Below are 21,023 nucleotides of genomic sequence, written 5' to 3'. Positions count from 1 at the left end.
GGATTCAAAGTCACAGCTGTGTGTGACTTTGAATCTATTACCCACAACACTTCTTAAATTTCTTGCCGCTACTGCAATGACATGGGTCATTTCGTCCTAGCTTCGTTGGTGTGTTCTCCTGTGGAAATTCACCATCAATGTAGAACCAGATACCATCTTCTCGTATAAATCTTGAACGCTCTTGCAGACAAAATTGCTGTTGATTCTGTGTGTAATAGGCTTTGAAATGAACGAAGCCTTCATTTTCGTTGTTGCGGATACTTGCGGAGATGACGTCTAGCCCACACCATTGGCTGTTGATTGATTCTTCAATTGCGTCGCGTTGCTGTGGTGCATTGCAACTCGGATGATAGGTATTGATGACGAAATCAACCAAGCCCAGAACATGGGCACTATAGCGGGCTCTCATCAGTTGTTCTGGATAGATGGCTAAGGCTGAATCACTGTGGATTGGTTCACAGCAGTGTTGGTAATCTAAATGGCTACCACAATAGCATTGGTTCATAAATCCTCTCAAATTGCCCATGCAGATAAGACGGGGAAGTTTAAGGGGATCTAAACTCGATGTCTACTCAGGAGTGGACACCCAGTAAATCAGCTGTCCATTTCACAGCTTCGTTGTAACACTCTTTTACCACGGGTTCTTCGATACTTAATGTATGAGCAATTTTCTCAACATTTTGCCAGTCAGCCTGTTCATAAGCTCGAGTTAATTCAAGTACCAGACCTAATTCTCCTTTCCCCTCTATTAGTGCAAGTTTAACGTATTCGTCGATAGGCATCTCTTCCATGATACTTTCTAAAGGTTGATCAAGTAGGCTATCGAGTAACGAAAACATTCCTGTCAGGAAGGCCGAGCCTGGTTCAACATTAATTTTTGCTGTTACACCGATCAGTTCGCAATATCTTGCCCTTTGAATAGACAAGCCATACAAATAATCCGGTTTAGATTCTTGCGTCGAAGCAATCGCAACCAAGGAAATAAACTTTCTCAATCGTTGTTCACCGAGATAAATCAGTGCTTTTTTAAATGAGTGGATCTTTGAACTTACGGTCGCGGATGAGTTAACGAAGGTTAACAGTTTATAAGACAAGGTAAGGTCTGTAGCGACAAGATCCTCAATGGCTTTGTAATCGAGGTTAGATTTGGCTACTTCTTTAAACAGTTGCACTACAGTAAGAAATGAGGGCTCTAACGCTTTGCGCTGTAACATCTCTGGTTTGCTAAAAAAGTAGCCTTGAAAATAGGTAAAGCCCGCCTTTCTGGCTTGTTTAAATTCTTCATAGGTTTCTACTTTTTCTGCAAGGAACTCAATTTTCGTCGCGCCAAGTTTTTTAATGAAGCGAGTGGCTTTTTCAAGAGAAATAATGCGGATGTCAAATTTGATAATTGATACATAAGGGAGGAAAGCGAGCCAGCCGGAACTGGGTACAAAGTCATCAAGCGCAATTCTGTAGCCAAGCTGTGCCATCTTTTTTATTGCTTCTAATAGCTCTTGGGTTGGTTCGCAATCTTCCAAAACCTCAACAACCAGACTTTGCGCAGGAAAAAGCGTCGGAACGAGGTTAATCAGGCTTTGATAAGGGAAATTGACAAACCCTAAATGCTTACCCAGCGTATTGTAATGAGTAGATAAAAAATGATCAGAGAGTAACCGGCTCGTTGCTAAGTCTGGGTCTATATCTGGAAAGGTGTTCTTAGGGCCGTCTCGAAATAGCAGCTCGTAGCCGATGGTTTTTCGGTCACGATCGAGTATCGGCTGTCTGGCGATATAGGAGCATTTCAAGGCAAGACTCTTATCTAGTTATTGATATCATTGATATTACTTATTATAGCTTAACTTGTGATACGACCACTTAAACCAATAGTACCAGAGTGCGACTTGACGTCAGTTTTTAGAACTAAATGGCCGAGTTTGCAGTTCGTAACCATCATTAGCATAGACCAAGACTGAGCCTTGGGTGTACCAGTCACCCAAAACAATTCGCGTTGCGGTGCCATGAAGTTGATTTTTGTGATGAATCTCTGGTCGATGAGTATGGCCATGAATCATTAAGTCAACCTCATATTTTGCAAGAACTTTATCCACTTCACTTTGTGTGACATCCATAATATCCATAGCTTTCATTTGTTTATCGTTATGGATGCCCGACTGTACTTTACCCACAATACTAACCTTTACAAAAAATGGCAGCCGATTAAATACCCATTGTAGCCAAGGCTGGTGAACCTTCTTTCGATAGGCTTGATACTTTATATCATCAATACAGAGTGTGTCACCATGCAACACCACGGTTTTTTTTCCATAAAGGTCAATTACTTGTTCTTCTTGGAGAAGGGTGAGCCCGGTTTCTTTCGCAAATCGTTTGCCAAGCAAGAAGTCGCGGTTTCCTTGAGTAAAATAGCAAGGAACCCCTTCGCGAGTCAGTTGCTTAAATTCCGATTTTATTTGGTTGGCGAAAGGTGAGTTATCATCGTCACCTATCCAAAATTCGAAAAGATCGCCAAGCACGTACAGCGCATCGGCATGAATGGCTTCTTCGCGCATGAAACGGATAAAACACTCGGTGATATCTGGTCGAGAAGGGCTTAGGTGTAAATCAGAAATAAATAGTGTATGCATAATAAAAATAAGGAGCGCTATGCGCTCCTTTTACCGTTACTCTTCGATGGTTGTGCCAGAAATGAACACTTCTTCTAGTGGAACATCTTGATGCATGCCCATAGAGCCTGTGCTTACTGCTTTTATTTTGTTCACAATATCCATACCTTCGATCACTTCAGCGAACACGCAGTAGCCCCAGCCATCTCGGCTTTCTGAACGAAAATCTAGGAATGTGTTGTTGTTCACGTTGATGAAAAACTGAGAACTGGCCGAGTGTGGGTCCATAGTGCGCGCCATGGCAAGAGTACCGATCTTATTGCTTAGGCCATTGTTGGCTTCGTTTTTAATCGTTGCGCGAGTTGTTTTTTCTTTTAGGCCAGAGGTCATGCCGCCGCCTTGAATCATGAATCCATCGATAACGCGGTGGAACAGAGTGTTATCGTAAAAACCGTCACGGCAGTACTGTAGAAAGTTTGCGCTTGTTTCTGGTGCTTTTTCTTCATTAAGTTGAATTTTAATATCACCAAAATTCGTGTGAAGGATGATCATGATAGTTACCTTTATCTATTTTTCGTTGAGGGCCGGATTTTAACTGAACTTTGGACACATTCAAATCAACAAATGTCTTTAGGGGCCGTATTATTGCGAGAGAATAAGGATGACCAAGCTAGGCTAGAGTTGTTATACTGTGAAGCCATTTTAGTTCAAACAGTTATTAGATAGAGATCATGCTGAAAATATATAACTCAATCACTAGACAAAAAGAAGAATTCAAACCAATTCATGCCAACAAAGTGGGTATGTATGTCTGTGGAGTCACCATTTATGATCTCTGTCATATTGGCCATGGTCGCACCTTCGTTTCTTTTGATGTGATTTCTCGCTACTTGCGCTACTTAGGCTATGACCTTACATTTGTGCGTAACATCACTGATATTGATGACAAAATCATTAAACGTGCTGCCGAAAATGGTGAATCTTGTGATTCGCTAACCGAGCGCTTAATCGCAGACATGCATGCAGACTTTGATGCATTGAATATGAAACGCCCAGATGTCGAGCCTCGTGCAACCGCTTATATCCAAGAAATCATAGGCTTGGTGCAACGACTGATTGAACGCGGTTTTGCTTACGTTGCTTCTAATGGCGATGTGATGTTTGAAGTCAGCAAATTTGACGAATACGGCAAGTTATCCAAACAAGATCTCGATCAGCTTCAAGCGGGCGCTCGTGTTGATGTTGATCTTGCTAAGCGCAGCCCACTTGATTTTGTGTTGTGGAAAATGTCGAAGCCGGGCGAGCCCACTTGGGAATCCCCATGGGGAGAAGGACGCCCGGGCTGGCACATCGAATGTTCGGCGATGAATTCAGCGATTTTGGGTAACCACTTTGATATTCATGGTGGAGGCTCTGATTTGCAGTTTCCTCACCATGAAAATGAAATTGCTCAATCGTGCTGCGCACATGACACTCCCTATGTGAACACATGGATGCACAGTGGCATGGTGATGGTGGATAGAGAAAAAATGTCTAAATCATTAGGGAATTTTTTCACAATCCGCGATGTACTTGCTCACTATGATGCGGAAACGGTGCGCTATTTCTTGATGTCGGGCCATTATCGCAGCCAATTAAATTACAGCGAAGATAACCTAAAACAAGCGCGTGCCTCGCTAGAGCGGCTATACACTGCGTTGAGAGGGTTGGATTTAACCGTTCCAGTTGCGGGCGGTGAAGAGTATGTCAGTCGCTTTACGATAGCGATGGATGATGACTTTAATACGCCAGAGGCTTATTCCGTATTGTTTGATATGGCACGTGATATCAACAAGCTGAAGACAGAAAATCATCAGCAAGCCAGTGCGCTTGGCGCACTCATGCGTGAGCTTGCCGATGTGATTGGCATTTTGCACCAAGATCCAGAAGTGTTTCTTAAAGGGGACACTAATGGTGATGACCAAGTGGCTGAAATTGAAGCTTTGATCAAACTGCGTAATGACTCACGTGCAGCGAAAGATTGGGCTAATGCTGACGTGGCACGCGATAAGTTGAACGAACTCGGCATCATTTTAGAAGATGGCCCAAGCGGAACTACTTGGCGTTGTAAATAATCAGGCAGTGAACTTGTCGATGATGGGCTTGAACTTTATTGGTTAAGCCCATTTTGTTTTTCGTCTACGATTAAGGTTTTCATGTCAATTATTTTAGGTATAGATCCCGGCTCGCGAATCACAGGTTATGGTGTGATCAGGCAGCATGGACGATATTTGTACTATCTTGGTAGTGGATGTATTCGTACATCCGAAAAAGAGTTACCTGGTCGGCTCAAGCAAATTTACGCTGGTGTGACGGAAATCATCACACAATTTCAGCCTGATGCTTTTGCCATCGAGCAAGTCTTTATGGCAAAGAATGCGGACTCAGCACTCAAACTCGGGCAAGCAAGGGGCAGTGCTATTGTGGCGGCGGTTAATGCAGATCTTCCAGTCTATGAATATGCCGCTCGACTGGTTAAACAATCTGTAGTTGGTACGGGTAGTGCTGATAAAGCGCAGGTGCAACATATGGTCCAGCAAATGCTTAAATTATCGGCTAAGCCACAAGCGGATGCCGCCGATGCTTTGGGTGTGGCAATTTGTCATGCGAATACCAATAAAACCTTGATTGCCTTAGCTGGGCGGGCAAGCAGTGCTAAAAAAGGCCGATATCGCTGAAAAACCGATCTCGAGCGAGGTGGTATTTTTTCTACTGGCTATACATCCAGTTATTTATTATCATCCAAGTCAAATAACCTCATTTCTCTAAGGAATTTCCTGTGATTGGACGTCTTCGCGGCATTCTGATTGAAAAGCAACCTCCAGAGCTACTGATTGAAGTCGCTGGCATTGGTTATGAAGTCCAAATGCCAATGAGTTGCTTCTATGAACTCCCTAAATTAGGCGAAGAAGCGGTCATTTATACCCATTTTGTGGTTCGAGAAGATGCGCAGCTTTTATATGGTTTCAACACGGTAAAAGAGCGAGCTTTATTTCGTGAAGTGATTAAAGCGAATGGCGTCGGGCCAAAATTAGGCTTGGGTATTTTGTCCGGAATGACGGCCGGACAATTTGTTTCATGCGTTGAGCGTGAAGATATCTCCACATTAGTTAAGCTTCCTGGGGTGGGTAAAAAAACCGCTGAACGTTTGGTTGTTGAGATGAAAGATAGGTTGAAAGGTTGGGGAGCTGGCGACCTTTTCACTCCCGCTACTGACGCTGCGCCAGTCGATAACAATTCCTTGGAAGCGCTCACGAGCAATGCGGAAGAAGAAGCGATCAGTGCGTTACTGTCTTTGGGTTATAAGCCTCAACAAGCTTCTAAAGTAGTGGCGCAAGTAATGAAAGCTGACATGACCAGCGAAGTGCTGATTAAAGAAGCCTTGAGAGCAATGGTATGATTGAAGCTGATCGCTTAATTGCCCCTGATAGCCCTATTTTTAAAGATGAAGATATTATTGATCGCGCGATTCGTCCCAAAAAATTAGCGGATTATCGTGGCCAAGATCATGTACGCAATCAAATGGAAATCTTCATTAAAGCGGCACAAATGCGCAGCGAACCACTCGACCATCTGCTGATTTTTGGCCCTCCAGGGCTTGGAAAAACAACCTTAGCCAATATCGTTGCCAATGAGATGGAAGTGAATATCCGCACAACTTCTGGTCCGGTATTGGAAAAAGCAGGCGATTTAGCGGCATTACTGACCAACCTTGAAGAGAACGACGTTCTTTTTATTGATGAAATTCATCGTTTAAGTCCGGTGGTTGAAGAAATTCTCTATCCAGCAATGGAAGATTACCAGCTCGATATAATGATTGGCGAAGGCCCAGCCGCTCGGTCCATTAAAATCGATTTACCCCCTTTTACGCTGATTGGGGCAACAACTCGCGCTGGCTCGTTAACCTCTCCCTTGCGTGATCGTTTTGGTATCGTGCAGCGCCTTGAGTATTACAAAATTGAAGATCTGCAGTATATAGTGCAGAGAAGCGCGGATTGTTTAGGATTATCGATGGAAGCGGATGGTGCGCTTGAGGTGGCGAGGCGTGCAAGAGGGACCCCCCGTATAGCCAACCGTTTACTGCGCCGAGTTCGAGATTACGCTGAAGTGAAAGGCAACGGACACATATGCATAGAGACTGCAGATATGGCTCTAAACATGTTGGATGTTGATAGCCAAGGTTTTGACTATATGGATAGAAAGCTATTGCTAGCGATCATGGACAAATTTGGCGGTGGACCTGTTGGTCTCGATAACCTAGCAGCGGCGATCGGCGAAGAAAAAGATACTATTGAAGATGTGTTAGAACCCTTTCTTATCCAACAAGGTTATTTACAACGGACCCCAAGGGGGCGAATGGCGACCGATCGCGCTTACCTTCACTTCGGAATTGAAAAATAAGTTTGCAGTTCATTGTCGCTTTTTCTCGATAGTTATAAAGTGTGACTCATGTCTTCTTTATGGCATTTTTTTACCGCCAAAGAGTTAATAATATGGAGTGCGTTGTTAACTCTCTGTGTGATTCGTTGTTCTAACCTCTAACCCCTTCACTAAATGCTTACAATATTTTCATTCTTCCTTTGATACAGATCATTTTGTTCTTTTTTTGTTCAGGATTGCCGTATAAAAATTGATATAAATCAAGGTATTTTTCTCCTATAAACCTTTTGAAACAACGTGTAATTAGCAGTAGTATTAGCCCTAGCTATATTAGCTAATGCTTAACAATTAACTAACCATAACGGTACATGTTCGCAACAAAGAACTGATATTTTTCAACATTTGATAATGTTCATATCACTGATGAATTTTGAGGATTTTTAACCAGCTCAGCATGTCAAAAGTGTCATTCAGCCGGCACAAAGGAGTTACCATGATTGACGTCGTTGATCTATCGCGGTTGCAGTTTGCACTGACAGCGATGTATCACTTCCTGTTCGTTCCATTGACTCTAGGTATGGCTTTTCTTTTAGCCATCATGGAATCTTTGTATGTAATGACTGATAAGCAAATCTATAAGGACATGACAAAGTTCTGGGGTAAGCTTTTTGGTATTAACTTTGCTCTTGGGGTGGCCACTGGCCTCACTATGGAGTTCCAGTTCGGTACAAACTGGTCATACTATTCCCACTATGTAGGTGACATTTTTGGCGCCCCTCTTGCGATTGAAGCACTTGTAGCCTTCTTTTTAGAATCAACCTTTGTCGGTTTGTTCTTCTTTGGGTGGGATAGACTATCAAAACGCCAGCACTTGGGCGTGACTTGGCTAGTTGCGCTGGGGTCTAATTTCTCGGCACTTTGGATTTTGATTGCGAATGGTTGGATGCAAAACCCAGTCGGCGCAGAATTCAATTTTGAAACCATGCGTATGGAAATGGTCAGTTTTGCTGAAGTCGTTTTCAACCCAGTTGCTCAAGTGAAATTTGTGCATACCGTCGCTTCTGGCTATACCACGGGTGCGATGTTTATTTTAGGAATTAGTTCTTACTACCTACTGAAAGGTCGCGATATCGCTTTTGCCCGTCGTTCATTTGCTATTGCCGCGTCATTCGGTATGGCTGCCATTTTGTCTGTAATTGTACTTGGTGATGAATCAGGTTATGAAGTCGGCGAAGTTCAAAAAGTAAAACTTGCGGCGATTGAAGCAGAGTGGCACACAGAACCCGCACCCGCTGCTTTCACCTTGTTTGGTTTGCCAAATCAAGATGAGATGCACATCGACTATGCGATCAAAATTCCTTATTTAATGGGGATTATCGCTACGCGCTCTCTCGACACCGAAGTCACAGGGTTGCGTGATTTGCGCGATGATCACGTCGATCGCATCCGTAACGGTATGTATGCCTATGGTTTACTAGAAAAACTTCGTGCGGGTGAAAAATCTCAAGCAAATATGGATGCATTTGACGAAGTGAAAGGTGACTTAGGTTATGGTTTACTTCTGAAGCGCTATACCGACAAAGTGACTGATGCAACGGAAGAGCAAATTCAAGCCGCCGCTGATGATTCAATTCCAACCGTATGGCCGCTATTCTGGTCATTCCGTTTGATGGTCGGTGTCGGTTTTGTGATGTTGTTTGTATTTGGTGCGGCATTTGTTCAAACCTGCCGTCAAAAAATAGAGCAGAAACCATGGGTTCTTAAAGCGGCATTATTCAGTATTCCTCTGCCGTGGATTGCGATTGAAGCGGGTTGGTTTGTTGCTGAATATGGCCGTCAGCCATGGGCGGTTGGTGAAATATTACCGACCAATGTTGCCGCTTCTGCACTAACTCTTGGCGAATTATGGACTTCACTGTTCGCGATTCTTGCACTGTACACTGTGTTCTTGATTGCTGAAGTTTACTTGATGGTTAAATTTGCTCGTAAAGGGCCTAGCAGCCTGAAAACTGGTCGTTATCACTTTGAGCAAAACGCAAACTCTGTTGAAGACAAAGTTAGCCGTCAAGTTGAAGCATAAGGCAGGGAGATAGAATAATGTTTGATTACGAAATCTTGCGACTAATTTGGTGGGTGCTGATCGGCGTACTGCTGGTTGGTTTTGCAATCACGGATGGTTTTGATATGGGCGTTGGTGCTCTTGTTCCTGTCATTGGTAAAAATGACAGTGAACGTCGTGTCATGATCAACTCGATTGCCCCACACTGGGATGGTAACCAAGTTTGGCTTATCACGGCAGGTGGCGCACTGTTTGCGGCTTGGCCGTTAGTCTATGCGACATCATTTTCCGGATTTTATTTGGCGATGATTGTTACATTGGCTGCATTATGGCTTCGTCCGATTGGTTTGGATTACCGTTCAAAAATTGAAGATCCAAAGTGGCGTAATACTTGGGATATCTGTATTTCAATTAGTGGTTTTGTACCACCAGTCATCTTTGGTGTTGCCTTTGGCAACTTACTACAAGGCGTACCATTCCAACTTAGTGATTTCTTGATGCCAACGTATCACGGTTCATTTTTTGGTCTGTTGAACCCATTTGCTCTGCTTTGTGGCTTAGTTAGCTTGTTTATGATTATTTTACAAGGTGCCGCTTGGCTACAGATGAAAACCACCGATGAGCTGCATACACGCGCTCGTGGTGTTGCTCAACTGATGGGTTTGTTGGTTACTGTTACTTTTGTCGCCGCAGGTTTTTGGATCCAAAATATCGATGGTTATGTGATTACCAGCGTCATTGATACACATGCGGCATCAAACCCACTCAATAAAGAAGTGATACGTGAAGCAGGGGCATGGATGGCTAATTTCAACGCTTATCCATTACTATGGATAGCGCCAGCTTTGGGTGTTGTCATGCCACTAATTGCTGTGTTGGCGTCGCGTTTTGAAAAAGGAGGTCTCGCATTCTTGGCTTCTAGCTTAGCCAATGCGGGTGTAATTTTCACCGCTGGTTTTGCTATGTTCCCATTTATCATGCCTTCAAGCTTAGTACCAAGTAACAGTTTGACCATGTGGGACTCAACATCGAGTGAATTGACGTTGAACTTAATGACAGTAGTTGCTTTTGTAATGGTACCTATCATTCTTGGTTACACCACTTGGACTTACTACAAGATGTTTGGTCGTCTTGATAGCAAGTTTATTGAAGAAAACAAAAACTCACTTTACTAAGGAGCATAGATATGTGGTATTTCGCATGGATTCTAGGTGTGCTTTTAGCGTGTGCATTTGGCATTATCAACGCTCTTTGGTTAGAGCATTCTGAAATGATGGACAAAGACCGTGAGTAAACTTGCTTTGCAAGTCACTGAATACCATAAACCGCTTGATAAGACTCTGTTCAGAGTCTTATCGCTTGTGCTTGGTTTTTATCATGTTGCCATGATTATGTGGGATCCTGAGCTTTATTCTCAGAGCATTGGTGGTTTTAACGTGGTTATTTCACCACTCATGATATGGTCGCTGTGTGCAAGTATGGTTTTTGGTGTTGATTTTAGACCACGCAAATGGTTTTGGCAATTATTGTTTAGCCCCTACATTTCATTATCGATCTTAATTTATCTAACGACTATTCGACTAGTTTGATATTTACTGTGTATGAATAGCCTATCGAAGGTTGATTAAGGACCCACATTAGTGCTGCCTCTTTGAGACAGCACTAATTTTTTGTTTCAAGTTTTGTAAAAGTCCACTCAATGCTTGTACTAACGCCAATGAGTTGCGTTATAGTACTTACCTAAATCTGTATGTATGTTGGAACCTTTGTGCAAAATACAGCTTCAGCCTTTTCCTTTTATTGGCCTGTGACGATTTACTATGAAGATACGGATGCTGGCGGTGTCGTCTATCACTCAAACTATCTTAAATTCTTTGAACGAGCCCGAACCGAAATGTTACGTGCAGTTGGAGTGTCTCAGCAGACGCTTTTGCAGCAGAACATCGGCTTTGTGCTCAGACACGTTGACATCGATTTTCTACAAGCTGCACGTTTAGACGATATGCTGACGGTAAAAACCGTAATTTCGGCTTTGAAAAAAGCTTCTTTGCTCTTCTGTCAAGAGCTCGTCAATCCTGAAGGCAAAGTATTGTGTAAAGCAATAGTTAAGGTAGCATGCATCGACAATAAAAACATGAGACCAAAAGCGATGCCTCAATCAATTATTTTGGAGTTAACCCATAGTGACTGCTGATATCTCAATTCTCGATCTGTTTTTGCAAGCCAGCTTATTGGTCAAGATGGTGATGCTAATCCTTTTGGGGATGTCTATCGTTTCATGGGCGATGATCATCAAACGCAGCAAAGTACTTTCCTTAGCGGAAAAAAATGCTGAAGCTTTCGAAGATAAGTTTTGGTCTGGTACTGACTTATCTGTTATTTATCAAGACGTAAAAAAGCGTAAAGATGAACTTTTGGGTACAGAAGAGATTTTTTATTCTGGTTTTACCGAATTTGCACGTTTACGCAAGACTAACGCCACTTCACCCGATTTCATCATGGAAGGCACGGGACGTGCGATGCGAGTTGCCGTTGCAAGAGAGGTGGACGAGTTAGAAACCAGTTTGCCATTTCTAGCGACTGTGGGGTCTATCAGCCCGTACATTGGATTATTTGGTACGGTATGGGGTATCATGCACTCTTTTATTGCATTAGGTGCAGTGAAGCAAGCAACATTAGCAATGGTGGCTCCAGGTATTGCGGAGGCGCTGATTGCGACGGCAATGGGTTTGTTTGCGGCGATTCCTGCTGTAATGGCTTATAACAGTTTAAGCAACAAAGTCAGTAAATTAGAGCATAATTACGCCACATTCTCTGAAGAGTTTCATAGTATTCTTCATCGCCAAGCGATGGCCGGTAGGGAATAGACAATGGTTGGTTACCAGCGTAAAAAGCGCAAGTTAACAGCCGAGATTAACGTTGTTCCCTATATCGACGTTATGCTCGTGTTGCTGATTATTTTTATGGTGACATCGCCGTTTGTGACTCAAGGAGTTGATGTAGAACTTCCTAAAACCACTACGGCAAAGTCGACGTCGGATCTGAAAGGTGATAGTGATAGCAGCTTTATCATTGTGGAGATCGATAAAGAAGGCCGCCTCGGGCTGAGCGTAAATGATGATGAGGTCGAGCGGGGTCTTTCGCTACAAGATGTCATTATCAGAGTTAAAGCTGAATTGTCGTTGAAACCGGATTCACCGGTTGCGGTTGGTGGTGATGCAGCAACGCCTTATGCAGAAGTGATACTGGTTCTGGATGAATTGAATCGTGCGGGTATTTCAAAAGTAGGTTTGCTAACCGAAATTAAAGGATAGTTTGTACTGTTCATGAAAGATCATAAATCCAAAAAAAGCGATTACAAAAAGCCCATCATTATCTCGGCTGCTTTGCATATAATGTTGATCACTGCTTTGTTATGGGGATCGGATTTTAACCTAACTAAGCCCGAGCCTGTAGGGCCGATGGTTCAAGCCGTGGTGATTGACCCACAATTGGTACAAAAACAGGCACAGCAAATTCGTAATCAGCGTGAGGCCGTCGCCAAAAAAGAGCAGGATCGGCTGGATAAGTTACGCCGCGAAAGTGAGCAGTTGGAAAAAAGCCGCAAAGCGGAAGAAGAGAATATTCGCCAATTAAAAGAGCAACAAGCTCAGGAAGCCAAAGCGGCCAGAGAAGCTGAAAAGCAACGTGCCGCAAAAGAACAAGAGCGTAAAGTAGCAGAAGAGCGAGCCCGTAAAGAAAAAGATCGAGCATTAAAAGCAGAAACGGAACGCAAGATAAAAGAAGAAGCAGTTAAAAAAGCGGAACAGGAGCGCATTGTTAAAGAGGCTGAAATTGCGAAAGCGGAAAAAGAACGCATTGTCCGCGAAAAAGAAGCTGAGCAGGCCAAAGAGAAAGCTCGTAAAGAGCGTGAAGCCGAAGAGCGAGCCGAGAAAGAGCGAATAGCCAAAGAACAAGAAGCGAAAAAAGCGGCCGAGAATGCAAAAAAAGAGAAAGCACGCTTGGAGAGATTGGAACGCGAACGCAAAGAACAAGAAGCGGCACTGAACAACATTTTTTCCGGGTTAGAATCAGAAGCCGAGCAAAATAGCTCAGCTCGTTCTCAATTTGTAATGAGTGAAGCTCAGCGATATGGAGAAATTTATGTGCAGCTCATTCAACAAAATTTGCTGCTTGAAGAGAGTTTTAAAAGCAAACAGTGCAAAGTGAACCTGCGGCTTATTCCTACGGGAACGGGAGCGGTACTCGGGAATCTAAGCATTATTGAGGGAGACTCTAGGCTATGCGCGGCGACAAAACGTGCTGTTGCGCAGGTGGGCACATTTCCACTTCCTAAAGATGATCTTGATGTAGTCAATAAATTGAAAAACATTAATTTAACTGTAGACCCAAATTAAAAGGAAAAGCTTGTGTTAAAGCGATTGATGTTAGGATGCCTACTTACCATTATAAGTAGCGTACAGCTCGCCAACGCCGCATTGGAGCTTGTGATAACCGACGGTATCAATTCAGCAAGGCCGATTGCTATCGTACCGTTTAAGTGGGAAGGTAAAACAAAATTACCACAGGATATTTCTGCGGTGATCGCGTCAGACTTACAGCGTAGTGGTAAATTCAGTCCAATCGATACTAATAAAATGCCACAAACCCCTTACAATGAAACCGATGTCAAGTTTGATGCTTGGACCAGCATCGGCGTTGATGCTTTGCTCACGGGTAGCATTACGCAAAATGCTGAAGGTAACTATGTCATCAACTATCAGTTAGTGGATGTGGTCCGTGGGCAATTGACGCAAGGGCAAAGTAAGGCATTAAGTAATGATGGGCAGTTGGTACTCTCTAAAGATCACGTGTTATTTAATAAAGTTGCTACCGTACCCGCCAATCGTATGCGTGAGTATGCGCACCGAATTTCAGATTTAGTCTACCAAGAACTTACGGGCGATAAGGGTGCCTTTCTTACTCGCATTGCCTACGTGGTGGTCAATGACGATGAGCAATATCCTTACCAGCTAAGAGTTGCCGACTATGACGGTTACAATGAACGGTTGGTACTTCGTTCAAAGCAGCCTTTGATGTCGCCGACTTGGTCACCTGATGGCAAGCAACTGGCGTACGTGAGCTTCCAAAACGGCCAAGCGGAAATATTCATCATGAATATTTATACTGGTGAAAGAGAGAAAGTGACCTCGTACCCACGCCATAATGGGGCACCAAGGTTCTCGCCAGATGGGAAAACCCTCGCCTTGGTGTTGTCTAAAACGGGCAGCTTACAGGTTTATACTCTGGACTTGGCAACCAAGAAGCTTAAACAAATAACGAGTGGCAGATCAAATAATACAGAACCGTTCTGGCATCCTGATGGTAAATCGCTAATATTTACTTCGGATCGGGGTGGTAAACCACAGATATATCAAGTAAATTTATTTGGCGGTTCTACCAATCGTCTGACATGGCAAGGCACTCAGAACTTAGGTGGTCAAATCACACCTGATGGCCGATTCCTTGTTATGGTAAACCGAAGTAATTCGGGTTTTAATCTGGCGAAACAGGATTTGGAAACAGGTTCAGTGCAAATTCTAACAAAGACTTTGCTCGATGAATCTCCAAGTATTGCACCCAATGGTGGTATGGTCATATACAGTTCTATTTATAACAAAGCGAATGTACTTTCGATGGTGTCTATAGATGGGCGTTTCAAAGCTAGATTACCGGCAACAAATGGTCGCGTTAGGGCTCCTGCGTGGTCTCCGTTTTTATAGCAAGTAAGTATCAAAAAGTAAGGAAAAAAAATGCAACTTAATAAAGTTCTTAAAGGGCTGCTGATTGCGCTACCAGTACTTGCAGTAACTGCATGTAGTTCAAGCGATGAAGCGACTAACGCTTCTGGTACTCAAACTAACCAGTCTACTTCAGGTTCAGCAAACAGCGTCGATACAACCGTAGTTTCTCCAATTGATGCGAATGGCCAACTCGCTGAACAAGAGCTAAAGGAACAAGCTCTTCGTGAAACCCAAACCATCTATTTCGCATTTGACAACGCGACAATTGCTGGTGATTACGAAGATATGCTTGCTGCACACGCGGCTTACCTAAGCAAAAATTCAGCAATGAAAGTTACCATCGAAGGCCATGCTGACGAACGTGGTACGCCTGAATATAACATCGCGCTAGGTGAGCGTCGTGCACAAGCTGTAGCAAAATATCTACAAGCGCTAGGTGTACAAGCTGACCAAATCTCGATCGTTAGTTACGGTGAAGAGAAGCCACTTCTTCTTGGGCAATCTGAAGAAGTGTATGCGAAGAACCGCCGCGCGGTTCTCGTATACTAATCGAGGAATCGCCTCATGTTCAGTAACTTTAAGCGAATTGTAACGCTTACGTTACTGGCAAGTGCAGCGGGTCAAGTGCCCGCTGCACCAGCTCCAGTAGCCGATCTTAGCAACAGCGTTTCAGTCAGCACATCTCGCGCTAAAAAACCATCATCTGAATCTGATGTGCAACGTCTTGAACGTCTGCTTGAAAACCGTAATAGTGTTCAACTTAAAATGCAGCAGCAGCTCGATGATATGGCACTTGAAGTCAGTGAACTACGTGGTCAGCTAGAACGTAACAGTTACGATATGCAGCAAATGTTGCAGCGTCAACGTGAACTCTTTATCGAGTTAGATCGCGTACGTGGCGAAATGAAGAATAAAACCACAAGTTCGTCACAGCCGACAGTTGACACTGATATTGCAGGAACGTTTAGCAGCAATGTTGATGAGCAAACCGCTTATCAAAATGCGGTTGATTTGATCCTAAAGAAAAGGGATTACAGCGGTGCTATTGCTGCGTTTCAGCAGTTCCAAAAAGATTACCCGGATTCTAATTTTGCCTCTAATGCCCATTATTGGCTAGGGCAGCTCTATTTTGCGAAAAAGCAAGATAAAGAAGCGACGCAAAGTTTTGCTGCGGTGATCACTTACAGTGATTCTAACAAGCGTGCTGATGCGCTGGTTAAGTTGGGTGATATTGCCAAGCGCAATAATAACTTGGCACAAGCCAATAAGTACTATCAGCAAGTTGTCGATGAATATCCTAGTAGTGCATCGGCAAAGGTAGCTAAAGAGAATTTGAATTAATAGTAATTTGAGTTATTAAATCAGAGGCCGTAAGGCCTCTTTTCAAATATGCAATTTATGAATCACTTTTGATCCTTCGTTAGGTGCGGTGTACAATGCTCGGATTCTTGGAAGTTGCGTAGAGCAAGAGCAATGAGCCACATATTAGATACGATTGAAACTATTTATCCATTTCCGCCAAAGCCCATTCCACTGACGGTTGAGCAAAAACAAGCCTATACAGCAAGTATCAAACAACTCTTAAAAGAAAAAGATGCAGTACTGATTGCGCATTACTATACCGACCCTGAAATTCAAGCTCTTGCTGAAGAAACTGGTGGTTTTGTTGGTGATTCATTAGAGATGGCCAAGTTTGGTAATCGCCATCCTGCCAGTACATTGATCATCGCTGGTGTGCGCTTTATGGGCGAATCAGCAAAAATCTTAACCCCTGAAAAACGCATTTTAATGCCAACGTTAAAAGCAGAATGCTCTTTGGATCTAGGGTGCCATGCCGATAAATTCACAGAATTTTGTGATGCACACCCAGATCATACCGTTGTTGTGTATGCAAACACATCGGCGGCGGTCAAAGCTCGTGCCGATTGGGTGGTGACATCAAGTATCGCGCTGGATATTGTCGAACACTTAGATGCGGAAGATAAACCGATTATTTGGGGGCCAGATCGCCATTTAGGCTCATACATCGAGAAAAAAACAGGTGCAAAGATGTTGCTCTGGCAAGGTGAATGCGTCGTTCACGACGAGTTCTCTGCCGATGCATTGCGTAAGATGAAAGCACTGTATCCCGATGCGGCCATCCTTGTACATCCAGAATCACCAGCCAGTGTGGTAGAACTTGCGGATGCTGTAGGCTCTACCAGCCAGTTGATTAAGGCAGCAAAATCCTTACCTCAACAGAAAATGATTGTGGCGACCGATAAAGGCATCTTTTTTAAGATGCAGCAGTTAGTCCCTGAGAAAGAATTAATTGAAGCACCGACGGCAGGAGCTGGGGCAACATGCAGAAGCTGCGCGCATTGTCCTTGGATGGCGATGAATGGTCTGCGAGCGATTGAGTCAGCTCTTATGGAAGGCGGTAAAGATCACGAAATCTTCGTCGATGAAGCCGTGAGAGTGAAATCACTCATCCCATTAAACCGTATGTTGGATTTTGCTGAACAGTTAAATTTGCAAGTCAAAGGGAATGCCTAATTCCTTTCGGCGGTAGTGGATGAAAAAATGCTCTTATTCAGAGCCTTTTTTATCGCAAGCAAATTGATGTGAAATTAACGTTATTCGAAAATAAAACTATTCAAAAACACAGTTATTGCTCTAGTGCCAACTGAGCGCCGCGTTGCGTTAAGCCACACAACATCACCGGTATGGCCTGATAGATTTCTTCAAACTGGTCGAGTCCTTGCATACCTTGTTGGGAAAGTGTTGCCAAGGACGTCTCCGGATCATAAAGCATACTCAGCGAAAGGAGTACGCCCCCAAGTAGCGCATTGTCTTGGCTATCTTCAGGCATTAACGTTTCCCAATCATCACGCGTAAGTTGCCAACCTTGAAGAAAACCTTCACAAAAATCACGGACACGTTCAGTCACTATTTCTTGTTCATCGAGTGAGCAACCCACAGGCCAGCTCCATTGATTTTCGAGCAAAGCAGGGCGATAGTCATTCCACATTTCAACGATCAGTTGGAAATAGGTTTCTAGCTGTTTGCCTTCGCTAAATGGCGCGATCTCTTCTCCTCCCCATAGAAAAGGGAGCCATTCCTCTGGTGGGAGCAAGTTAGGCGCTGACGCCATGGATGCCACAAAACCTTGAGTTTTGGCCTCATTAAGCAATTTATCTTCTAGTTCGGGTTGGGTAAGGAGTTCTTGTAAATTCACAGCAGATCCCATCAGTTGCCGAGTGTATTTGCGGTCATTTTAACGTTAAAGCGATGCGATGTGCGAATTTTGCTGATAATTTGTTGGCTTTAGTGAGGTTTTACAACAATCAACATATTGCTCGCTAAGATTGTTCACTATAATTTGCACAAAAGAAAAAGTTGAAAGGATTTATGAGAGCACTTATTTCATTGAAGAGAAAGAGCATTATCGCTCTTGCTTTGTATCTCTGCTTTTTTATTGCGATCACAGGTAGCGTCACTTATTGGGTGGTCGAAGCGCCACTACGAGCTGAATTAAATCAGAATTTAGATCTTCGTGCGGAAGTACTATCAGCTCAAATCCGCGAACCTCTCAATCGTTCTATTGGCGTGCTCCAAAGCATAGTGAGCCTTGGACAAGCTGCAGCCAACCAAGCTGAGCAAGACAGAATGCTCTATTCGCTGTTCACTATACTTGATGATGTTGTCGTCAGTGGTGGACTATGGCCGAAACCCTATAGTATTAATGCATCGCAGCGATACAGTGGTCTGTTTTATAACCGAGCCGCTGATGGTCAAGTCGACAAACTACACTCTTGGAACAATCCAGAAGCACATGGCTACGATAACGAAGAGTGGTACAACGCAGTAAAAGAGAAGCCTGTTGGTAGTGTTGCATGGTCAGAAGTCTATGTAGATGCGTACACGCATGTTCAAATGATCACGGCTTCATCGCCCTATTACGTTAACGGTGAATTTGCTGGAGTAGCAACAGTCGATCTGTCATTGGCGGGGTTAGCCACATTTATTGCCAGTCAAGCGGAGCTTTATAACCTTGGCGTATCCTTAAGTGATTCGGGGGGATCCCTGATCACTGAACATAATTTTATAATACGTGAAGAAGCTAACGTAAGTCATTTCGGTTTTGGTGATTTTGAATGGCGAGTTGATGTTATTAATGCCCATCGGTTAGTGAATGACGAAGTGTTTGATCTGGTGATGAATATCGAACGGAGTATCATTCCAATCCTTTTAGTTTGCGTTATGATCGGTTATTACTTGATCAATCAATATGTGATCAAACCGATTACCATCATCGCCAAAAAAGTGAGCGATTCTAAACAAGGCGGTATTATTGATATGCCGTATCGAAGCCAAGATGAGATCCGCCAACTTATCGATTCCTTTAACCAAAAAACCGTTTATCTTGAAGCGGAAAAAGTGAAAGCTCAAGCTTCGACTCAAGCCAAAAGTGCCTTCTTAGCGACCCTGTCACACGAAATCAGAACTCCAATGAATGGTGTTTTAGGAACCGCACAAATCTTATTGAAAACAGAGCTTTCCCCAGAGCAGAGACAGCACCTCAATAGTTTGTATGAATCGGGTGAGCACATGATGGTGCTGCTTAACGAAATTCTCGATTTCTCCAAGATTGAACAAGGGCGGTTAGAACTTGATAATACCCGTTTCACTTTGGATTCGTTGATTGGCAGTGTTAACAGTGTTTATCACACCTTATGCAATGAAAAAGGACTGCAGTTTAGAGTTTACAGCGATATTGTTTACGACCGCTGGTATTACTCAGATAAAGCACGATTAAGACAGATTCTGTTTAATTTACTGAATAATGCGGTTAAGTTTACCTCTCACGGCTTTGTCGAAGTGACTTTAAAAGAGCAGCAGATGGAAGAGAAACGGTATCTTTCTATTCGTGTACGAGATTCAGGGATTGGTATAGCAAAAGAGGCTCAGGAAAAAATATTCCGCCCATTTGAGCAGGCCGAATCATCGACGACAAGGCGTTTTGGTGGAACGGGGTTGGGCTTAGCGATTGTAAAACAAATTGTAGAGCTAATGGATGGGACAGTCACGGTAACCAGTGAGTTAGGAATTGGTACCAGTTTTCACGTTATGCTGGCGATAGAAACAACGGCGCCTGGGACCATTGAAGTCAAGCCACACCGCAAGCTTAATTACCAAGGGCTGAAAGCCCTTATCGTGGAAGATAACCGGACCAACTCTATCATCATCGAAACCTTTATGAAGAATAAAGGGTTTACATGCGATTGTGTTGAGAATGGTGAATTGGCAATTCAAGCGGTTGTTGGCGGGAATTATGATCTCATATTGATGGATAACCATATGCCCGTAATGGATGGCGTAGAAGCGGTGTCTGCGATTCGGATCTTAGTTGGGGAGCAACGTAATGTGCTCATTTTTGGTTGTACTGCTGATGTTTTCAAAGAAACACGTGAGCGAATGCTGTCGGCCGGCGCTGATTATATTGTCACCAAACCCATTGATGACAATGAATTAGATGATGCTCTTTTCCAATTTGTCGAAAAACTGTATCAATATCATCCAGAGTCCTCGATGCCGATAAAGATAGGCTCTGCAGAGGAATCATTAGTGACGTTTTATATGGCCGTAGAAGATCAAAATATAGAACTTGCATTAGCCATGATTCAACGTTTGATACAGCAGTTGCCGGAGATTGAAAACACTCATATTCATCAAGTGTTACTCGACACCAAAACGAGCTTAGAAAAGCAGAACTTACCTACACAGCAACAAGTCGATCTGCTAACGGTGTTGCTTACCGATTTTTGCAATTAAATAACCATTTTGAGATTTAGCAAGAATGCGTTGTAACAAAAATTTAAAGAATAGCGTTAGATTCTAGTTTGCAATTTAAAATTGGTTATAAATTTACCTAAGTCAGTTGAATTTGGTCACTAAATCTACAAAATATATGTTCTAATTCCCTCATCATCTATCTTAATGCTGTTTTCTAGGTATCTGTACCGCTTATTGGTGTATTGGCTAGTTATATCTATTGTGTAGAGGGAAGTAATGAAAGCTCGTGGCCCATTTTGTATTCGTCATGCTGCGGCGGACACATTCGCAATGGTTGTTTTTTTGCTTTATCTCAGGAATGCTCAATTGTAAATTTTGGTCGTG

At 43.3% G+C, this 21,023-nt stretch carries 22 protein-coding genes and 1 pseudogene; 18 read left to right on the top strand and 5 right to left on the bottom strand.

Annotated elements, in window-relative coordinates:
- Positions 1 to 37 precede the first annotated feature (37 nt).
- The 4 genes from VOR_RS16930 to VOR_RS0108060 form a co-directional block, all read right to left on the bottom strand.
- Positions 38 to 505, bottom strand: a complete 468-nt coding sequence (locus VOR_RS16930) for a YchJ family metal-binding protein (RefSeq protein ID WP_010319206.1) — start codon at positions 503 to 505, stop codon at positions 38 to 40.
- 67 nt (positions 506 to 572) lie between these two features.
- Positions 573 to 1,787, bottom strand: coding sequence for an EAL and HDOD domain-containing protein (locus VOR_RS0108070; protein ID WP_010319205.1), 1,215 nt, complete (start codon positions 1,785 to 1,787; stop codon positions 573 to 575).
- A 102-nt stretch (positions 1,788 to 1,889) separates the two neighbouring features.
- Positions 1,890 to 2,624: a UDP-2,3-diacylglucosamine diphosphatase gene (lpxH, locus tag VOR_RS0108065; protein WP_010319204.1), complete on the bottom strand. Its 735-nt coding sequence runs from the start codon at positions 2,622 to 2,624 to the stop codon at positions 1,890 to 1,892.
- A gap of 36 nt (positions 2,625 to 2,660) precedes the next feature.
- Positions 2,661 to 3,155, bottom strand: coding sequence for a peptidylprolyl isomerase (locus tag VOR_RS0108060; protein WP_010319203.1), 495 nt, complete (start codon positions 3,153 to 3,155; stop codon positions 2,661 to 2,663).
- A gap of 179 nt (positions 3,156 to 3,334) precedes the next feature.
- On the opposite strand from VOR_RS0108060, the gene cysS reads away from it, so the two are divergent.
- The 16 genes from cysS to nadA all read left to right on the top strand — a co-directional run bounded on the left by cysS (position 3,335) and on the right by nadA (position 17,399).
- A complete protein-coding gene (gene cysS / locus VOR_RS0108055; RefSeq protein WP_010319202.1) occupies positions 3,335 to 4,717 on the top strand; it encodes a cysteine--tRNA ligase in 1,383 nt (460 codons plus the stop codon).
- Between the two features lie 81 nt (positions 4,718 to 4,798).
- On the top strand, positions 4,799 to 5,320 hold the full coding sequence (gene ruvC / locus VOR_RS0108050) for a crossover junction endodeoxyribonuclease RuvC (RefSeq protein ID WP_010319201.1): 522 nt from the start codon (positions 4,799 to 4,801) through the stop codon (positions 5,318 to 5,320).
- Between the two features lie 101 nt (positions 5,321 to 5,421).
- The gene (ruvA, locus tag VOR_RS0108045) at positions 5,422 to 6,042 is read left to right on the top strand and encodes a Holliday junction branch migration protein RuvA (protein WP_010319200.1); all 621 of its coding nucleotides are present in this window, start codon (positions 5,422 to 5,424) and stop codon (positions 6,040 to 6,042) included.
- Positions 6,039 to 7,043: a Holliday junction branch migration DNA helicase RuvB gene (gene ruvB, locus VOR_RS0108040; protein ID WP_010319199.1), complete on the top strand. Its 1,005-nt coding sequence runs from the start codon at positions 6,039 to 6,041 to the stop codon at positions 7,041 to 7,043. Before ruvA ends, ruvB begins: the two co-directional genes overlap by 4 nt.
- Positions 7,044 to 7,515: 472 nt before the next feature.
- Positions 7,516 to 9,102, top strand: a complete 1,587-nt coding sequence (gene cydA, locus VOR_RS0108035; RefSeq protein ID WP_010319198.1) for a cytochrome ubiquinol oxidase subunit I — start codon at positions 7,516 to 7,518, stop codon at positions 9,100 to 9,102.
- A 17-nt stretch (positions 9,103 to 9,119) separates the two neighbouring features.
- Positions 9,120 to 10,256: a cytochrome d ubiquinol oxidase subunit II gene (gene cydB / locus VOR_RS0108030; protein WP_010319197.1), complete on the top strand. Its 1,137-nt coding sequence runs from the start codon at positions 9,120 to 9,122 to the stop codon at positions 10,254 to 10,256.
- Positions 10,257 to 10,267: 11 nt separating this feature from the next.
- Entirely contained in the window at positions 10,268 to 10,375 is a 108-nt protein-coding gene (cydX, locus tag VOR_RS18345; RefSeq protein WP_010319196.1) for a cytochrome bd-I oxidase subunit CydX, read from the top strand.
- Positions 10,368 to 10,670: a cyd operon protein YbgE gene (gene ybgE, locus VOR_RS0108020; RefSeq protein ID WP_010319195.1), complete on the top strand. Its 303-nt coding sequence runs from the start codon at positions 10,368 to 10,370 to the stop codon at positions 10,668 to 10,670. The genes cydX and ybgE overlap by 8 nt, the downstream gene beginning before the upstream one ends.
- Positions 10,671 to 10,831: 161 nt before the next feature.
- Complete coding sequence (ybgC, locus tag VOR_RS0108015) at positions 10,832 to 11,275, top strand: tol-pal system-associated acyl-CoA thioesterase (protein ID WP_010319194.1); 444 nt, start codon at positions 10,832 to 10,834, stop codon at positions 11,273 to 11,275.
- The gene (tolQ, locus tag VOR_RS0108010; protein WP_010319193.1) at positions 11,265 to 11,948 is read left to right on the top strand and encodes a protein TolQ; all 684 of its coding nucleotides are present in this window, start codon (positions 11,265 to 11,267) and stop codon (positions 11,946 to 11,948) included. The genes ybgC and tolQ overlap by 11 nt, the downstream gene beginning before the upstream one ends.
- Before the next feature lie 3 nt (positions 11,949 to 11,951).
- Positions 11,952 to 12,395 (top strand): protein TolR, encoded by a 444-nt coding sequence (gene tolR / locus VOR_RS0108005; RefSeq protein WP_010319192.1) that lies wholly within the window; start codon positions 11,952 to 11,954, stop codon positions 12,393 to 12,395.
- Between the two features lie 12 nt (positions 12,396 to 12,407).
- Positions 12,408 to 13,478, top strand: a complete 1,071-nt coding sequence (tolA, locus tag VOR_RS0108000) for a cell envelope integrity protein TolA (protein ID WP_010319191.1) — start codon at positions 12,408 to 12,410, stop codon at positions 13,476 to 13,478.
- Positions 13,479 to 13,505: 27 nt separating this feature from the next.
- A complete protein-coding gene (gene tolB / locus VOR_RS0107995) occupies positions 13,506 to 14,843 on the top strand; it encodes a Tol-Pal system beta propeller repeat protein TolB (RefSeq protein ID WP_415679662.1) in 1,338 nt (445 codons plus the stop codon).
- Between the two features lie 30 nt (positions 14,844 to 14,873).
- Positions 14,874 to 15,413 (top strand): peptidoglycan-associated lipoprotein Pal, encoded by a 540-nt coding sequence (gene pal, locus VOR_RS0107990; RefSeq protein ID WP_010319189.1) that lies wholly within the window; start codon positions 14,874 to 14,876, stop codon positions 15,411 to 15,413.
- A gap of 15 nt (positions 15,414 to 15,428) precedes the next feature.
- Complete coding sequence (gene ybgF, locus VOR_RS0107985) at positions 15,429 to 16,205, top strand: tol-pal system protein YbgF (protein WP_010319188.1); 777 nt, start codon at positions 15,429 to 15,431, stop codon at positions 16,203 to 16,205.
- Between the two features lie 132 nt (positions 16,206 to 16,337).
- Positions 16,338 to 17,399, top strand: a complete 1,062-nt coding sequence (nadA, locus tag VOR_RS0107980) for a quinolinate synthase NadA (protein ID WP_010319187.1) — start codon at positions 16,338 to 16,340, stop codon at positions 17,397 to 17,399.
- Positions 17,400 to 17,511: 112 nt separating this feature from the next.
- Here nadA and VOR_RS0107975 read toward each other — a convergent pair whose 3' ends face one another.
- Positions 17,512 to 18,093: a UPF0149 family protein gene (locus VOR_RS0107975; protein WP_019283300.1), complete on the bottom strand. Its 582-nt coding sequence runs from the start codon at positions 18,091 to 18,093 to the stop codon at positions 17,512 to 17,514.
- A gap of 161 nt (positions 18,094 to 18,254) precedes the next feature.
- Between VOR_RS0107975 and VOR_RS0107970 the strand changes: the two genes are divergently transcribed.
- Entirely contained in the window at positions 18,255 to 20,678 is a 2,424-nt protein-coding gene (locus tag VOR_RS0107970) for a hybrid sensor histidine kinase/response regulator (RefSeq protein WP_010319185.1), read from the top strand.
- Between the two features lie 237 nt (positions 20,679 to 20,915).
- Positions 20,916 to 21,023: pseudogene (alaE, locus tag VOR_RS18695) on the top strand (L-alanine exporter AlaE); the annotation flags it as partial.

Source organism: Vibrio ordalii ATCC 33509, assembly GCA_000257205.1.
Taxonomy (GTDB): Bacteria; Pseudomonadota; Gammaproteobacteria; order Enterobacterales; family Vibrionaceae; genus Vibrio; species Vibrio ordalii.
This window is presented reverse-complemented; position numbering and strand designations above follow the sequence as displayed.

Bases quoted from the DNA above. Each gene is read 5' to 3' on its own strand.
- VOR_RS16930 (WP_010319206.1), bottom strand. From the start codon at position 505: ATGAACCAATGCTATTGTGGTAGCCATTTAGATTACCAACACTGCTGT.
- lpxH (WP_010319204.1), bottom strand. From the start codon at position 2,624: ATGCATACACTATTTATTTCTGATTTACACCTAAGCCCTTCTCGACCA.
- VOR_RS0108060 (WP_010319203.1), bottom strand. From the start codon at position 3,155: ATGATCATCCTTCACACGAATTTTGGTGATATTAAAATTCAACTTAAT.
- cysS (WP_010319202.1), top strand. From the start codon at position 3,335: ATGCTGAAAATATATAACTCAATCACTAGACAAAAAGAAGAATTCAAA.
- ruvC (WP_010319201.1), top strand. From the start codon at position 4,799: ATGTCAATTATTTTAGGTATAGATCCCGGCTCGCGAATCACAGGTTAT.
- ruvB (WP_010319199.1), top strand. From the start codon at position 6,039: ATGATTGAAGCTGATCGCTTAATTGCCCCTGATAGCCCTATTTTTAAA.
- cydA (WP_010319198.1), top strand. From the start codon at position 7,516: ATGATTGACGTCGTTGATCTATCGCGGTTGCAGTTTGCACTGACAGCG.
- cydB (WP_010319197.1), top strand. From the start codon at position 9,120: ATGTTTGATTACGAAATCTTGCGACTAATTTGGTGGGTGCTGATCGGC.
- cydX (WP_010319196.1), top strand. From the start codon at position 10,268: ATGTGGTATTTCGCATGGATTCTAGGTGTGCTTTTAGCGTGTGCATTT.
- ybgC (WP_010319194.1), top strand. From the start codon at position 10,832: ATGTATGTTGGAACCTTTGTGCAAAATACAGCTTCAGCCTTTTCCTTT.
- tolR (WP_010319192.1), top strand. From the start codon at position 11,952: ATGGTTGGTTACCAGCGTAAAAAGCGCAAGTTAACAGCCGAGATTAAC.
- tolA (WP_010319191.1), top strand. From the start codon at position 12,408: ATGAAAGATCATAAATCCAAAAAAAGCGATTACAAAAAGCCCATCATT.
- tolB (WP_415679662.1), top strand. From the start codon at position 13,506: ATGTTAGGATGCCTACTTACCATTATAAGTAGCGTACAGCTCGCCAAC.
- pal (WP_010319189.1), top strand. From the start codon at position 14,874: ATGCAACTTAATAAAGTTCTTAAAGGGCTGCTGATTGCGCTACCAGTA.
- ybgF (WP_010319188.1), top strand. From the start codon at position 15,429: ATGTTCAGTAACTTTAAGCGAATTGTAACGCTTACGTTACTGGCAAGT.
- nadA (WP_010319187.1), top strand. From the start codon at position 16,338: ATGAGCCACATATTAGATACGATTGAAACTATTTATCCATTTCCGCCA.
- VOR_RS0107975 (WP_019283300.1), bottom strand. From the start codon at position 18,093: ATGGGATCTGCTGTGAATTTACAAGAACTCCTTACCCAACCCGAACTA.
- VOR_RS0107970 (WP_010319185.1), top strand. From the start codon at position 18,255: ATGAGAGCACTTATTTCATTGAAGAGAAAGAGCATTATCGCTCTTGCT.